Annotated in this window: 12 protein-coding genes and 2 pseudogenes; 4 read left to right on the forward strand and 10 right to left on the reverse strand. The window is 63.5% G+C overall.

Going from position 1 to position 13745, the window contains the following annotated elements; all coding sequences use genetic code 11:
- Positions 1-66: 66 nt before the first annotated feature.
- The 5 genes and pseudogenes from RBRH_RS18585 to lpxK form a co-directional block, all read right to left on the reverse strand.
- Positions 67-150, reverse strand: a pseudogene (locus RBRH_RS18585) (3-hydroxyacyl-CoA dehydrogenase); the annotation flags it as partial.
- A 117-nt stretch (positions 151-267) separates the two neighbouring features.
- Positions 268-930 carry an adenylate kinase gene (gene adk / locus RBRH_RS02155; protein WP_013434282.1) on the reverse strand — a complete coding sequence of 221 codons (663 nt, stop codon included), beginning with the start codon at positions 928-930 and terminating at the stop codon, positions 268-270.
- Between the two features lie 204 nt (positions 931-1134).
- A complete protein-coding gene (gene kdsB, locus RBRH_RS02160; RefSeq protein WP_041753063.1) occupies positions 1135-1950 on the reverse strand; it encodes a 3-deoxy-manno-octulosonate cytidylyltransferase in 816 nt (271 codons plus the stop codon).
- 4 nt (positions 1951-1954) lie between these two features.
- Positions 1955-2149: a Trm112 family protein gene (locus tag RBRH_RS02165; protein WP_013434284.1), complete on the reverse strand. Its 195-nt coding sequence runs from the start codon at positions 2147-2149 to the stop codon at positions 1955-1957.
- A pseudogene (lpxK, locus tag RBRH_RS02170) lies at positions 2130-3162 on the reverse strand (tetraacyldisaccharide 4'-kinase). The gene RBRH_RS02165 and the pseudogene lpxK overlap by 20 nt, the downstream one beginning before the upstream one ends.
- 447 nt (positions 3163-3609) lie before the next feature.
- Here lpxK and xseA point away from each other — a divergent pair.
- Both xseA and sodB read left to right on the forward strand, forming a co-directional pair.
- Positions 3610-4986 carry an exodeoxyribonuclease VII large subunit gene (gene xseA / locus RBRH_RS02175; protein WP_013434286.1) on the forward strand — a complete coding sequence of 459 codons (1377 nt, stop codon included), beginning with the start codon at positions 3610-3612 and terminating at the stop codon, positions 4984-4986.
- A 307-nt stretch (positions 4987-5293) separates the two neighbouring features.
- A complete protein-coding gene (sodB, locus tag RBRH_RS02180) occupies positions 5294-5878 on the forward strand; it encodes a superoxide dismutase [Fe] (protein ID WP_041753065.1) in 585 nt (194 codons plus the stop codon).
- 193 nt (positions 5879-6071) lie between these two features.
- Here the strand turns inward: sodB and mdtD are convergent, their stop codons facing one another.
- Positions 6072-7520, reverse strand: a complete 1449-nt coding sequence (mdtD, locus tag RBRH_RS02185; protein WP_041753067.1) for a multidrug transporter subunit MdtD — start codon at positions 7518-7520, stop codon at positions 6072-6074.
- A 224-nt stretch (positions 7521-7744) separates the two neighbouring features.
- Here mdtD and RBRH_RS21040 point away from each other — a divergent pair, with 224 nt between their 5' ends.
- The gene (locus RBRH_RS21040) at positions 7745-7915 is read left to right on the forward strand and encodes a hypothetical protein (protein WP_013434293.1); all 171 of its coding nucleotides are present in this window, start codon (positions 7745-7747) and stop codon (positions 7913-7915) included.
- On the opposite strand, the gene fusA is transcribed toward RBRH_RS21040, so the two are convergent.
- From fusA to RBRH_RS02205, 4 genes are all read right to left on the reverse strand, one after another.
- Positions 7893-10004, reverse strand: coding sequence for an elongation factor G (fusA, locus tag RBRH_RS02190; protein ID WP_041754042.1), 2112 nt, complete (start codon positions 10002-10004; stop codon positions 7893-7895). The two genes, RBRH_RS21040 and fusA, sit on opposite strands and share 23 nt — an antisense overlap.
- 240 nt (positions 10005-10244) lie before the next feature.
- Entirely contained in the window at positions 10245-10739 is a 495-nt protein-coding gene (locus RBRH_RS02195; RefSeq protein ID WP_041754043.1) for a DUF192 domain-containing protein, read from the reverse strand.
- 244 nt (positions 10740-10983) lie between these two features.
- Positions 10984-11172 carry a hypothetical protein gene (locus RBRH_RS02200; RefSeq protein WP_041753068.1) on the reverse strand — a complete coding sequence of 63 codons (189 nt, stop codon included), beginning with the start codon at positions 11170-11172 and terminating at the stop codon, positions 10984-10986.
- A gap of 365 nt (positions 11173-11537) precedes the next feature.
- Positions 11538-12107, reverse strand: a complete 570-nt coding sequence (locus RBRH_RS02205; protein WP_013434297.1) for a pseudouridine synthase — start codon at positions 12105-12107, stop codon at positions 11538-11540.
- A 274-nt stretch (positions 12108-12381) separates the two neighbouring features.
- Here RBRH_RS02205 and icd point away from each other — a divergent pair, with 274 nt between their 5' ends.
- Positions 12382-13635, forward strand: coding sequence for an NADP-dependent isocitrate dehydrogenase (gene icd / locus RBRH_RS02210; RefSeq protein ID WP_041753070.1), 1254 nt, complete (start codon positions 12382-12384; stop codon positions 13633-13635).
- Positions 13636-13745: the final 110 nt, after the last annotated feature.

Genomic DNA, 13745 nt, shown 5'->3' on the forward strand with positions numbered 1-13745 from the left:
GAAAAGTAAGGCAGACGAGTGATCGCTTCAACCGGCAGTTGGGCTTGGACAACCGGCTTGCCGCCGTGCTCGGGCCAGCATCCGGGCTGTGCCCGCGCCCAAGCCCAAAGCGCCACCCGTGATGACAAACACGTGGTCGCGGATCTGCATGCCGATTGTCTCCTGATGCCGATACGCGTGCAGCCTCGTGAGCCGCGCCGCATGGGCGGCGCCACGATCGTGGCAATCCTGGATCGTTGTGTCCTGGATGGTGCTGCTCTGTGCCGGTTACTGCAGTGCGTCGAACACCCGTTGGCGGATCTCTTCGACGGTGCCGAGCCCGGAGATTTTCCGGTACTGGGGGGCCTTCAGCCCATTCTCGTCACCGCGCTGCGCCCATTGCATGTAGTAGTCGATTAACGGGCACGTTTGCGCGACGTAGACGTCCAGGCGCTTGCGGACCGTTTCTTCCTTGTCGTCGTCGCGCTGGACCAGGGGCTCGCCTGTCACGTCGTCGACCATGTCGACCTTCGGCGGATTGAACTTGATGTGATACGTGCGCCCCGAGGCCGGGTGCGTGCGGCGCCCGCTCATGCGCTCGATGATCTCGTTGAACGGCACGTCGATTTCCAGCACGTAGTCGATCGCCACGCCAGCCTGCTTCATCGCGTCGGCCTGTGGGATCGTACGCGGAAAGCCGTCGAACAGGTAGCCGTTCTTACAATCGGCCTGCTGAAGCCGTTCTTTGACGAGTCCGATGATCAGTGTATCCGGAACGAGCTCGCCCGCGTCCATGTAGCGCTTGGCCTCGACGCCGAGCGGCGTGCCGGCCTTCACGGCCGCGCGCAGCATGTCGCCGGTTGAGATTTGCGGGATTGCAAACTTGTCCTTGATGAAGTTCGCCTGGGTGCCCTTGCCCGCGCCAGGGGCGCCTAACAGGATCAAACGCATGATGATTATCTCCGAGATTGCTTGTGAATTCTGTGAGCGGGCAGACCATCAGCGTTGCACGCTAATCTGACTGCAACCTGACGCACGGTGCGTGTGCGCGGCGGGTAACGCGTCGCCAATGGGCACCGTACATGCCGCCTGTCGCGCCTGTTGCTACCGGGCGCGTAGCATAAGCGCCCGATTATGCCACGCGGCGCACGATCCTCAGCCTCGTTGAGCGAGAATCGCGCGAACTCGTGCCAGATCCGCTGGCGTGTCGACACCGGGCGGCGGCGCGTGCGGCGTAAGCAGTACCGCGATCCGTTCCCCATGCCACATCGCCCGCAGTTGCTCGAGTGCCTCGGCGATTTCGATCGGCGCCTGCGAAAGGTTGGGGTAGCGGCGCAGGAAGCCAGCCCGGTATGCGTACAGGCCGATGTGACGATGTACCGTGGTGCTTGACGCTGGCAGCCGCGCGATATCGACCACAGGCGCCGCGCCGCCCTCCGGGCTCCACTGCGGCTGGTACGCGTCGCGTGACCACGGGATCGGCGCGCGGGAAAAGTACAGGGCGATACCGCGGGCATCGAGAACCACCTTCACGATGTTCGGATTGAAGACCTGCGCTGGCTCGGTGATCGGATGGGCGGCGGTGGCAATCGCACAATCGGGATTGGCGGCCAGGTGCGCGGCGACGCCGGCGATCAGCCGCGGCTCGATCAGCGGCTCATCGCCTTGCACGTTGACCACCAGCGCGTCGTCGGGCAGTCGGCATGCTTGGACCACCTCAGCCAGCCGGTCGGTACCGGTCGGATGGTCGGTGCGGGTCAGCAGCGCCTCGATGCCATGTGCTTGGCACGCATTGAGCACGACTTCGGCGTCGGTGGCGATCAACACGCGGCTCGCGCCTGACGCGCGGGCTTGCTCGGCCACGTGTACCACCATGGGCTTGCCGGCTAGGTCGGCGAGCGGCTTGCCCGGCAGGCGGGTGGACGCGAGGCGGGCCGGAACGACGACGATGAATGGCACTGCGGCGTGCATCAGATTAGTTGCCGGCCGGCTCGATCGGCGTGCCTTCGACCGTCTGGCGCGCCTCATCGGCCAGCATCACTGGAATGCCGTCGCGGATCGGATACGCGAGTTTATCGGCATGGCAAATTAATTCCTGCGCGTTGCGATCATGGTGCAGAGGCCCCTTACACAGCGGGCAAACGAGGATTTCAAGCAGGCGAGCGTCCACGAAGTTTCTCCACAACGAGCGCAATCAGGCGCGGGTCGAGCGTGGCGTCGACGGGCACTGCCCATAGACGCGTGTCACGCCAAGCCGTGCATTTTACCGCATCCTTTTCGGTGATTAGGATTGCATCGGCTGCATCGGTCACGAACGGGTTCTCATCGAAAGGATAGTGGTCGGGCAGCGCGCGTGTTGCGGGCACGAGGCCGCTCGCCCGCAGTGTCGCGAAGAAACGCTCCGGCGCGCCGATGCCGGCAGCGGCCAGCACGCGCTCGCCGGCAAACTGCGCCAGCGGCCGGCGCAGGTGCGGATGATCCAAGTGCCATGCGTCGGCGGGCTGCAGCGTCAGCGCGAAAGTTGCTGGCCATGGTGGCAAGCTGCGCCCGTAAGGGTTGTTGATCAACGTTGCGTCGCGGGCGCGACTCAGCGGTTCGCGCAACGGTTCCGGCGGGCAGCAGAAACCCGTTGCCCCCTAGCCGGTGATCGAAGACCACCAGCTCGATGTCGCGCGCGAGCCGGTAGTGCTGCAGGCCGTCGTCGCTGACGATCACATCCACTTCCCGATGGGCCTGCACCAGCGCGCGGGCGGCCGCGACCCGGTCCGGGCAGACCCACACGGGCACCCCGGTGCGGCGGGCGATCAGCAGCGGCTCATCGCCCGCCAGCGCAGGCGACGACGCGGGGCTAACCGCGGTGGGCTGCACGATGCGCGCGCCATAGCCGCGCGACACCACGCCGGGCGTGAAGCCTGCGTCGCGCAACGCCTCGATCAGCGCGATGACGGTGGGCGTCTTGCCGGTGCCGCCGACCGTCACGTTGCCCACTACCACGACCGGTACGCTGACGTGCCACGTCTTGCGCCAGCCGCGCGCATACGCGAGCCGGCGCAGCGCGCAGACGGCGGCAAATAACTGGGACAAGGGCCATAGCGTGTATGCGAGCACCCCACGGCGCTGCCATTCACGCGAGAACACATGCTCGAGACGGGCAATGATGGCACGGGACAGTGGTATAGGCATGGCGGTGGGTATGGATGGGGTAGGCGCCGGACAACGGCACGGCAGGCCGCAACTCTAACGTGCTGCGGGCGCGCGCGGCAAGCCGGCTGACAGGCCGGGTGGGCCCGATGTGCGCACGGGCGTGCCGGTCACTTTAGTCCACAATGGGTTCGACGCTGATGGATGTTCGATACTCCAGCATACTATCCCCAATTATTGTGGATAAATTTGTGGGAATCTCGGGGTTACCGCCGGTAAACCCAAGGAGCGGAAAGGTTTTTATTGACTTGCCGCCTACCGGAGCAGCGTGCAAAGGGAGCAGCGTGCAAAGCCTTGCGCGGCAACGGTTTGACGCTCCCGTGCGGGTACGGCCGACTGGTGCGGCGCAAAGACCGGTAGAATCGACTGTGTGGATAGCTGCGGCCCCGCCGGGGTCGTACCGGATCCTCTCGCCCCGAATACCGTCCGATGACAGCAGAATTTTCCCCCCCGGCCCCCTTTGTCGGCGGCGACGCGGTGATTCCCGTGTCCGCCTTGAATCGCGCGATCGGCACCCTGCTCGAGCGTGCATTTGCGCTTGCCTGGATCGCCGGCGAAGTCTCGAACTTTACGCGGGCAGCCAGCGGCCATTGGTATTTCTCGATCAAGGACGATTGCGCGCAGATTCGTTGCGTGATGTTCCGTGGCCGTGCCCAATATGCACAGTTCACGCCGCGCGAGGGCGACCGGATCGAGGTGCGTGCCACGGTGACGATGTACGAGCCGCGTGGCGAGTTGCAACTGAACGTGGAGGCGGTCCGGCGCACTGGGCAAGGTCGGCTGTACGAAGCATTTTTGAAGCTGAAGGCGCAGCTCGAGGCCGAGGGCCTGTTCGCCGCTGAGCGCAAGCGCGTGCTGCCGTCGCACCCGCGGGCCATCGGTATCGTCACGTCGCTGCAAGCCGCGGCGCTGCGTGACGTGCTGACTACGCTTGCACGGCGCGCCCCGCATGTACCGATCATCGTCTACCCGGCGCCGGTGCAGGGCGCTGAGGCGGCCGCGCGTGTTGCGGCAATGATCGTCACGGCCAATCGTCGTGCCGAAGTCGATGTGCTGATCGTGTGCCGCGGCGGTGGTTCGATCGAGGACTTGTGGGCGTTCAACGATGAATCGCTTGCGCGGGCGATTGCCTCCAGCACATTGCCGATCGTGTCCGGCGTTGGGCACGAAACCGATTTCACCATTGCTGACTTCGCGGCTGATGTCCGCGCGCCGACGCCGACGGCGGCAGCGGAACTGGTCAGTGCGCAGCGCACCATGCTGTTGCGCGAGTTGGACCATCGCCACGCGGCGCTGGCGCGCGGCTTCGGCCGGATGATGGAGCGGCGCGCGCAGCAGTTGGACTGGCTCGCGCGCCGGCTGGTGAGCCCATCCGAGCGGATCGCCCGGCAGCGTCAGCACCTGCGGCAACTGTCGCTGCGGTTGTGTTCGGCCGGCGCGCGTCCGGTGCGAGACGCGCGCGCGCGGCTGACGATGGTCCAGTTACGCTGGCGGCGCAGCCAGCCCGACACAGAGCGGGCAGCTGAACGGGTGCAACGGCTCGGGCAGCGCCTGCGCGATGCCCTGCACAGGCAGCATGAGCGTCGACGCGCGCAGGTATCCGAGTTGGCTGCCCGCACCGAATTGCTCAGTCCGCGGCGCACGCTGGAGCGCGGCTATGCGGCGCTGATCGACCCGCACAGCGGCGCGGCGGTGCGCGCGCCGGACGCGCTCAATCCGGGCGGCCGCGTGACGGTGCATCTCGCGCACGGCAGCGCGGATTTGGGCATTGCGCACGTGCAGCCTCGCCTGGATGAGGAATTCTAGGGCGGCGCGCGGGCGGCTTGCCCGATGGGCGGGTGGGTAGCGCGAAGGCGGGCGCGAAACCGGTAGGCCGGCGCATGAGTGTCCGGCGCATGCGTGTCGCCCGCCCGCGGTGCTGGCGATATCAGCGCTGACCGCTGCGCAGGATGGCGCACTGCCGAGCAGTTCTGACTCATTCACAGGAATAAGCAAAGCAATGCTGCGCGTAAAGGTCCGACGATTTGCGGGGTTATTCCAACTCACCTAGAATCGAGTGCTCGGCAGCATGACTTACCCTGGTCCCCAATTCGTTATAAAGGAAGCTTGCACCATGGCACAACATACGCTCCCCCCTTTGCCGTTCGCGAAGAATGCGCTGGCTCCGCACATCTCGGAAGAGACGCTGGAATTCCACTACGGCAAACACCACCAGGCCTATGTGACGAACCTGAACAACCTGATCCCGGGTACGGAGTTCGAGAACTTGTCGCTAGAGGAGATCGTCAAGCGATCGTCGGGCGGCATCTTTAACAACGCAGCACAAGTGTGGAACCACACGTTTTTCTGGAACAGCCTGTCGCCGCAGGGCGGCGGCGCGCCGACCGGCAAGCTCGGTGACGCGATCAACGCGAAGTGGGGCTCATACGACGCATTCAAGGAAGCTTTCACAAAGGTGGCGATCGGCACGTTCGGCTCCGGCTGGGCCTGGCTCGTGAAGAAGGCCGATGGCTCACTGGACATCGTCTCGACTAGCAACGCCGCGACGCCGTTGACGACTGACGCCACGCCGTTACTGACGCTGGACGTCTGGGAGCACGCTTACTATATCGACTATCGCAACGCACGTCCGAAGTTTGTCGACGCGTTCTGGAACGTCGTGAACTGGGATTTCGCCGCCAAGAACTTCGGCGTGTGAAGCTCGCGCGCGGCATCGCCGCGCGCGTACCCGCCACGCGTCGCTCCTACGCGAGCGACGCGCCATCTCAGCCGATGTCTGTGCACAGCACCATTAGGTGGCCTGCCACCCATACCGCCATCGACGTGGTCAGGCAAAGCTGCGCGTCATTGATCGACAGGTACACGGCAGCGTGCACGCCGCCGTGCGCCGCTTAGAGGGTCTCAGCATCGCCATCGTGCCTTCCGGGGCTGCGGATGTCCGGCGCCAGTTGCCCGAATATCCACGCGGATAGCGCGGTGATCACGCCAACGCAGACGAATGTCGCGTGAAATGCTGGCAGCGTTTGTGATGGCGCGTTGTGTCCGAACAGTGCCGTGAACGTGGCGAGCAGCGCGCCGGCGATCGTGACACCCAGGCTCATCGACAGCATTTGCACAAGCGAAAACAGGCTGTTACCGCTGCTTGCCCCTTCGCGTCCAAGGTCTTTCAGCGTCAACGTATTCATCGCGGTAAATTGCATCGAATTCACGCTGCCGAAGATCGCCAGTTGCACGAGTCGGATCCACAGCGGCTGTTCGGGTGACATCAGCGCAAAGCTGGCCATGGTTGCCCCGAGCAGGACGGTGTTGGCCAGCAGCACGCGGCGGTAGCCGTGGCGCATGATCAACGTCGTGACGATGCGCTTGGACGCCATGCCGGCCGCTGCCACCGGCAGCATCATCAGACCCGCATGAAACGGTGTGTAGCCGAGGCTCACCTGCAGCAGAAGCGGTAACAGATAGGGCATCGCGCCGCTGCCAATGCGCGCAAACAGATTACCCAGCAGGCCGACGCTGAACGTGTGAATATGGAACAACTCGAGCGAGAACAGCGGGTGCGGGCTGCGCGTCGCGTGCAGGGCGTAGGCCGTCAAGCATGCGAAGGCCAGCACCAGCAATACCAGCACGAGCGCGTGCGCCAGCCGCAACTCGGCTAGCCCGTCCAATGCCAGCGTCAATGCCAGTATGGCCGCGGCGAGCAACAAGTAGCCCTTCACGTCGAAGCGCCCGACTTTGTCCAGCGGCTCGCCAAGCATGAACAGCGCTGTCGCGATGCAGCCCGCCAGGCCGACCGGCACGTTGATCAAGAACACCCAGTGCCATGACGCGACGTCGGTGAGCCAGCCGCCCAGCGTCGGTCCGATCAATGGCCCGACCAGCCCGGGAATCGCCACGAAGCTCAGTGCCGGCAGGTAGCGCTCGCGTGGGAAGCTGCGCAGCACGGCAAGCCGTCCGACGGGCAGCAGCATCGCACCGCCCACGCCCTGCACCACACGCGAGGCGACGAGTTGCCAGAGGGCCGACGCGTTCGCGCACATTAGCGAGCCGAGCGTGAAAATGAGGATGGCGCTGAAGAACACGCGTCGCGTGCCGAACCGGTCGGCCAAGAAGCCAGAAACCGGGATCATCAACGCCATCGTCAGCGAGTACGCGATCACCACGGACTGCATTCGCAATGCCGATTCGCCGAGGCTGCGCGCCATGGCTGGCAGTGCAGTATTGACGATCGTCGTGTCCAGCGCCTGCATGAAGAATCCTGTCGCGACCAGCCACAGCATGATGGTCAGCTTGCGCTCCGCTGCAACGGCGTGGTGGGTGGGTCGAGACGGGGTTCCGGACATGGGCAAATCGGACGGTTTCGCAACACAAGCCGCTATTCTAGGTGGCTTTGGCCCGTCGCTCGCGCCGCTTCTCGATAAAGCGCCGCGCCCGCGCATCGGCCTGCGCATCGGTCAGCGTGACGCTTCCGCGCACTTCGGATTTTGGGCAGCCGAGCCGGTTTTCGGACCGCACAACTGCTCGAACGTTGCGACAATCTCGTTGGCGTTAAACGGCGTACCGTCGTGTGTCGCGAAAACGCACGTTCTTTCGCAGCCTGAACGTCCATACGCTGCCATTCATCGATCGCGTGGTGCTGCAGCGGGTCGCGACACGCCGCGGCGCGCTGCATGCCCGACAGCACCACGGCGCGGCAAGGGGGGCATGGGTAGGGCTCAGCGTGCCGACTTCGCGTTGATGACGGCGTCGGCAACATGCTGTGGACTTTCCGCGTAGTGCTTGAACTCCATCGTATAGGTCGCGCGCCCCTGTGTTAGCGAGCGCAACGTGGTCGAATAGCCAAACATTTCGGCCAGCGGCACTTCGGCGCGCACCACCTTGCCGCCGCCTCCTGCGATGTCCTCCATACCCTGGACGATGCCGCGGCGGCTGGACAGATCGCCCATTACGTTGCCCATGAAATCCTCCGGCGTTTCGACCTCGACCGCCACCACCGGCTCGAGCAGCACGGGCCGTGCGCGCCGCATGCCTTCCTTGAACGCGATCGAGCCGGCCATCCGGAACGCGTTTTCGTTCGAGTCCACGTCGTGGTATGAGCCGAATGTCAGCGTCACCTTGATGTCCACGACCGGATAGCCCGCTAGCACGCCGGCCTGCATCGCTTCACGGATGCCCCGATCCACCGCCGGGATGAACTCGCGCGGAATCACGCCGCCCTTGATCGCGTCGACGAACTCATAGCCCTTGCCGGGCGGCTGCGGCTCCAGTGCGATCACCGCGTGCCCGTATTGGCCGCGGCCGCCGGACTGCTTAACGAATTTACCCTCGACGTCCTGCACCGCGTTGCGTACCGTCTCACGATAGGCCACTTGGGGCCTGCCGACCGACGCCTCGACGTTGAACTCGCGTTTCATCCGATCGACCAGGATTTCCAGGTGCAGCTCGCCCATGCCAGAGATGATCGTCTGGCCTGACTCCTCGTCGGTTTTTACACGGAACGACGGATCCTCCTGCGCGAGGCGGTTCAATGCGATACCCATCTTTTCCTGGTCGGCTTTTGTTTTCGGCTCCACGGCTTGCGAGATCACCGGCTCCGGAAAGATCATCCGCTCCAGGATGATCACGTTGTTCGGGTCGCACAGCGTATCGCCGGTGCTCGCCTCCTTCAGGCCGACCGCGGCGGCGATGTCACCGGCGCGCACCTCCTTGATTTCGGTTCGCTCGTTCGCGTGCATTTGCAGGATACGGCCGATCCGTTCTCGCTTGCTCTTGGTTGGATTGAGCACGGTGTCGCCCGAGCTAACGACCCCGGAGTACACGCGAAAGAAGATGAGCTGGCCGACGAACGGGTCCGTCATGATCTTGAACGCCAGCGCGGAGAACGGCTCGTCGTCGGCCGGGTGCCGCTCGGCCTGCTCGTCGTCCGGCGTGTGGCCGAGGATCGCCGGCACGTCAACCGGTGACGGCAAGTAATCGATGACCGCGTCAAGCATCGCCTGCACGCCTTTATTCTTGAACGCACTGCCGCACAGCATCGGCACGATCTCATTGGCGATCGTGCGCTTGCGCAGTGCCTCCTTGATCTCTTGCTCGGTCAGCGAATGATGATCTTCAAGGTATTTTTCGAGCAGCGCCTCGCTGGCTTCCGCTGCTGCCTCGACCATCTTGTCGCGCCATTGTTGCGCAAGCCCGGCCAGATCGGTCGGGATGTCACGGTACTCGAATTTCACGCCAAGACTGTCCTCGTCCCAAATGATCGCCTTCATTTTGACCAGGTCGATGACGCCCTGGAAATGGTCTTCCGCGCCGATCGGAATTTGAATCGGTACCGCGACGCCGCGCAGCCGTTCGCCGATCTGCCGCTGCACGCGGAAAAAATCCGCACCAACGCGGTCCATCTTATTGACGAACGCGATGCGCGGCACGTTGTACTTATTGGCCTGACGCCACACCGTTTCCGATTGCGGCTGAACGCCGCCGACCGAGTCGTAGACCATGCACGCGCCATCGAGCACGCGCATCGAGCGCTCGACCTCGATCGTAAAGTCCACGTGCCCCGGGGTGTCGATAATATTGATCCGGTGTTCCGGATAGTTGCCTGCCATGCCTTTCCAGAACGCCGTGGTTGCCGCTGACGTAATGGTGATGCCGCGCTCCTGCTCTTGCTCCATCCAGTCCATCGTCGCGGCGCCCTCGTGCACTTCACCCATCTTGTGGCTCACGCCGGTGTAGAAGAGGATGCGCTCGGTGGTCGTCGTCTTGCCGGCGTCAATATGGGCGCTGATGCCTATGTTCCGGTAGCGCTCGATGGGAGTTTTACGGGCCACTTGAATCTCCTTCTTCGCGATGGGATGGCCGGTCCGGCAGGCATCGGACACCGCGTCCGCCTGACGAACCGGGAAAAACGGCCTGCGCGGGCGCTCAGTCGCGCGCGCGCCAACAGACATAGGATAGCGTTGCGCGGGCCATTTTGCTTGATTCGGTGAGCAAACGCGTTGCCCGATGAGCGGGTCGGGCGGATAGCAAGTGAGGCGCCGCGGTGTGGGGTGTTGCGGTGTGGGGTGCGATCAGCGTGCGGGCGGCAAGCCGAGCACGCGCATGCCAGGCTTGATGCCCTTTGATGCAAACCATCCCTTGCTCATCTCGAGCGCGTATACGCCATTGTGAGCGGGACAGTGGTTATTTTGTGTCTGCGCCTGCATTTCGTCCAGATCCGTGATCGTGCCATCAGCGCGGATGAAGGCGATCGACAGCGGCAACGGCGTATTTTTCATCCAGAAGCAATGGATGGCGTTCTCGTCAAATACGAACAACATGCCTTCGTTCGGCGCCAGCGACTTGCGGAACATCAGCCCTTGCTCGCGATCGGCCGGGTTCGCGGCAATGGCCGCGTCGACCACGTACATGCCGATCGTCAATGAGGCACGCGGAAATTGCTCGGGGCGCTTCAGTGCGGCCGGCAGCGGCTGCGCCAGCGCGCCGCAGGTCCCCAGCGCGAGCGTGACGCCGGCTACCAGCGCGGCGGCAACACGGGCCAGTGGCGCTGGCCTCGAGGTATTGATGCAAAGCCGCGGTGAGGCGGGGCGGGCGTGCCGGGCGGGCACGCGGAACAAGCGGGACACAGACAGCGCGGATCGCACCGAAACAACCACGGCAGACTCCTCGTAATATGAATACGCGCATGTTACGCGAATCGCTGGGTAGTACAGACCAACAAAAAGGCAGATCGCCTTGCGGCAACCTGCCTTTGAATACCGTCGCAACGGCAGTGCAGCGTCGTTCTTGTTGCTTGGGGAGACGAAAAACTTAATTCGAAGCCGCTTCCGAAGCAGCAGCAGCCTTCTTCGCCGCCTTCTTGTGCGACTTGTGAGCCTTCTTGTGTGCTTCGGTCTTCGAAGCAGCTGCCGGCGCCGATGCGGCTTCCGGCGCCGACGATTGCGCGAAAGCAGCGGTGGCGAACAGGCCAGCGACCAGGGCAGCGATCAGTTTGTTCATGTTGTTTTTCCTCAAACTTAGTTAAATTAACCAAATGACCCGCTTGATGAGTCATGTCAATCAACGCGGGATCCAGCTTTCGGTTGACAGGCTCGTTTAACAATTCACGCGGGCCCACTGCGTTCGTGCCATCCTGCGTGTGGCGGGGTGGCGACGTCGGCCGATGCCGGGGCACGCTGTGGCGGCATCCGAGCTAATAACGCGGCGCCTGTCGGACTGGTTGACGTGTGGCAAATGGGTGAAAACCCTATGCCGGCAAGCGGCACGAGGCAGAGACCGGTTCGAGGGCAGCGGCAGCGCTAGGGCCAGGGACCAAAGGGCAGGGCTAGGGCCAAGGGACAGGGACAGGTGGCACGACGTGCGCGTCAGCGCGTGCCGTGCCACGGCGCTGACGGTGGCAGCGCGCGCCATTGGCCGGGCGCCAGGCCGAGCGCGAATAAATCCAGCGCGCCGATACCAACGCGAATCAGGCGCAACGTCGGAAAGCCCACTGCTGCGGTCATCCGTCGCACTTGGCGATTACGGCCCTCGCCAAGGGCCAGCTCGATCCACGTGGTCGGAATCGCAGCGCGATAGCGTACCGGTGGATCGCGCTGCCACAGGCCGGAGGGCGGCTCGATGAAACGGGCGCGGCAGGGTCGGCTCACGTAGTCTCCAAGGTCCACGCCGCGCTCTAGAGCGGCCAGTGCCGAAGCCGGTGCAGCGCCGTCCAGTTGTGCCCAGTAGCGCTTGACCAGCTTGTGGCGCGGCTCGGCGATGCGCGCCTGTAGCGCGCCGTCGTCGGTGAGCAACAACAGGCCTTCGCTGTCCGCATCGAGCCGACCTGCTGGGTAGACATCGGGCACGTTGACCCATGTGGCCAGCGATGCACGTGTCTCGTGGGCGGAGAACTGGCAAATCGTGCCATATGGTTTGTTCAATGCAATGAGTCGCATGGGCGATGCACGGGCGCCAGGCCCGTCCCTATGGCAAACGGCGAGATATTAGCGCATAATACGGAACGCAAGTCTTGTGTCTTATATAAGACTAAGCGCATCGACGCGGTGCCGTGGTGTCTTGCCGGCGCTAGAATAACGCTTCGCCACGAGCGACTCGCGAGTCTCGGTGAGGCCGCCGCGAGCTGCCTTAGCAGGCGACGCAGGAATTAATGCATGTTGGCGCGTAGCCGCGCAGCATACTTTCAGCCCGTCCATACCATTGGAGTCGAACATGCCGTATCAGCACATCAAGGTTCCGGCCGGTGAGAAGATCACCGTCAACCAGGACTTCTCGCTCAACGTCCCGGATCAGCCGATCATTCCGTACATCGAAGGCGATGGCATCGGCTTTGACATTACGCCGGTGATGGTCAAGGTGGTCGACGCGGCGGTCGAGAAGGCCTATGGCGGCAAGAAAAAGATCGCATGGATGGAGATCTTCGCCGGCGAGAAGGCGACCAAGGTTTACGGGCCGGATGTGTGGCTTCCGGAGGAAACGCTGCAGATCCTGAAGGAGTACGTTGTCTCGATCAAAGGGCCGCTGACCACACCGGTTGGCGGCGGCATCCGCTCGCTGAACGTGGCGCTGCGCCAGGAGCTGGACCTGTACGTGTGCCTGCGTCCGGTGCAGTACTTCAAGGGCGTGCCTTCGCCGGTGCGTGAGCCCGAGAAGACCAACATGGTGATTTTCCGCGAGAATTCGGAAGATATCTACGCGGGCATTGAATGGGCCGCGGAGTCGGAGCAGGCCAAGAAGGTGATCAAGTTTTTGCGCGAGGAAATGGGTGTCAAGAAGATCCGTTTCCCGGAGACATCGGGGCTTGGCATCAAGCCCGTGTCGCGCGAAGGCACGCAACGGCTGGTGCGCAAGGCCATTCAGTATGCGCTCGACAATAACCGCAAGTCGGTCACGCTGGTGCACAAAGGCAACATCATGAAGTTCACCGAAGGCGCGTTCCGCGACTACGGCTATGCGCTCGCCCAGAAGGAGTTCGGCGCGCAGCTGATCGACGGTGGCCCGTGGATGAAGATCAAGCATCCAAAAAGCGGTGCCGAGATCGTGATCAAGGATGTAATCGCCGACGCCTTCCTGCAGCAGATCCTGCTGCGTCCGGCCGAATACGACGTGATCGCGACGTTGAATCTGAACGGTGACTACATTTCGGACGCGTTGGCGGCGCAGGTCGGCGGCATTGGTATCGCGCCGGGCGCCAACCTGTCGGATTCGGTCGCGATGTTCGAGGCCACCCACGGGACCGCGCCGAAATACGCTGGCAAAGACTACGTGAACCCGGGCTCGGAAATCTTGTCGGCCGAGATGATGCTGCGCCACCTAGGCTGGACTGAAGCGGCTGACGTGATCATTTCCGCGATGGAAAAGTCGATCTTGCAAAAGCGCGTTACGTATGACTTCGCGCGCTTGATGGAGGGCGCGACGCAGGTGTCGTGCTCTGGCTTCGGTCAGGTGTTGATCGAAAATATGTAACGGTATCCCGCACGGGCCGGCGTATCGTGCCGGAGCACAGGACCCCTGTGGCACAGGTAATGTGCCACAGGGGTTTTTTGCGTCGGCGCGGCGCGCGTTGCGCCGACCCT

Origin of the sequence: Mycetohabitans rhizoxinica HKI 454 (assembly GCF_000198775.1) — a bacterium.
GTDB lineage: Bacteria > Pseudomonadota > Gammaproteobacteria > Burkholderiales > Burkholderiaceae > Mycetohabitans > Mycetohabitans rhizoxinica.

Coding starts and splice junctions, on each gene's coding strand:
- adk (WP_013434282.1), bottom strand. CDS start 930: ATGCGTTTGATCCTGTTAGGCGCCCCTGGCGCGGGCAAGGGCACCCAG.
- kdsB (WP_041753063.1), bottom strand. CDS start 1,950: ATGCACGCCGCAGTGCCATTCATCGTCGTCGTTCCGGCCCGCCTCGCG.
- xseA (WP_013434286.1), top strand. CDS start 3,610: ATGACAGCAGAATTTTCCCCCCCGGCCCCCTTTGTCGGCGGCGACGCG.
- sodB (WP_041753065.1), top strand. CDS start 5,294: ATGGCACAACATACGCTCCCCCCTTTGCCGTTCGCGAAGAATGCGCTG.
- mdtD (WP_041753067.1), bottom strand. CDS start 7,520: ATGTCCGGAACCCCGTCTCGACCCACCCACCACGCCGTTGCAGCGGAG.
- RBRH_RS02200 (WP_041753068.1), bottom strand. CDS start 11,172: ATGAACAAACTGATCGCTGCCCTGGTCGCTGGCCTGTTCGCCACCGCT.
- RBRH_RS02205 (WP_013434297.1), bottom strand. CDS start 12,107: ATGCGACTCATTGCATTGAACAAACCATATGGCACGATTTGCCAGTTC.
- icd (WP_041753070.1), top strand. CDS start 12,382: ATGCCGTATCAGCACATCAAGGTTCCGGCCGGTGAGAAGATCACCGTC.